This is a genomic window from Thermodesulfobium sp. 4217-1, from assembly GCF_039822205.1.
Taxonomy (GTDB): Bacteria; Thermodesulfobiota; Thermodesulfobiia; order Thermodesulfobiales; family Thermodesulfobiaceae; genus Thermodesulfobium.
Map to the genome: position 1 here is coordinate 1 of NZ_JBAGBW010000067.1, position 772 is coordinate 772.

The window sequence follows — 772 nt, forward strand, 5'->3', positions numbered from 1 at the left end:
TCCTTATCATCTTTGAACTGCTCATAAACCTCTTTGCGATTTGCAAGCATCTTGTTATAGACAAACCGCACACAGCCAAAGGTTTTATTGATAAGAATTTCCTGTTCGGGAGCAGGGCATATGCGGTACTTGTAAGACTTATTCATATCTTCTCACCCTGGTTTTCGTTGTATTCACCAGCATATATAGCTATATTGCTGATTATATCATGGCTGTATTTTGGAAGACAAGAACAAAATAAAGAGCGGTAATTCATCCCCCACCTACTCATTGCAATTCGTTGAGGCGGGAGACTTCTTGTCGCACGGGGTTAAAACGAAATAAAATCTTTGACAGTTAGAGCAAACAAAAATCTCAATAACTGTTGGTAATTCAAAGCATTTAAGCTTTTTATTTACTGCTAAAAAGTGAGTAATATTTTTGTTTTTTGTACAAATTAATAAGAGATCGGTTTTTTGAATTTATAGTAAATCCTCAAGCTCGCTTATGCTGTTAATTTTAAACATAGCCTTCATTATATTTTTTAGTCTCTCTCTATCCGAGATGCTTTTAACCTTGCTCTCTATTTCAGGCGAAATAGTATCAAATTTTGCCTCAATAGCGTTTAACACCATATCCTGAGCATCAAGCAGCATGCCTTCTCTTTTGCCTCTTAATTCACCTTCTCTTTCGCCTTCCATCCTGCCTTCCGTCCTGCCTTCTTCTTTTCCTTCCATCTTCCACTTCTTAGTTAAGGTTATCAACTCTTCTTCGCCTCCTATCTCTGATATCA

Annotated in this window: 1 protein-coding gene and 1 pseudogene; both read right to left on the reverse strand. The window is 37.0% G+C overall.

The window, feature by feature from the left end:
• A partial coding sequence (locus V4762_RS10000; RefSeq protein WP_347315632.1) for a helix-turn-helix domain-containing protein occupies positions 1–146 on the reverse strand: 146 nt, incomplete at its 3' end.
• Between the two features lie 315 nt (positions 147–461).
• A pseudogene (locus V4762_RS10005) lies at positions 462–772 on the reverse strand (Rpn family recombination-promoting nuclease/putative transposase); the annotation flags it as partial.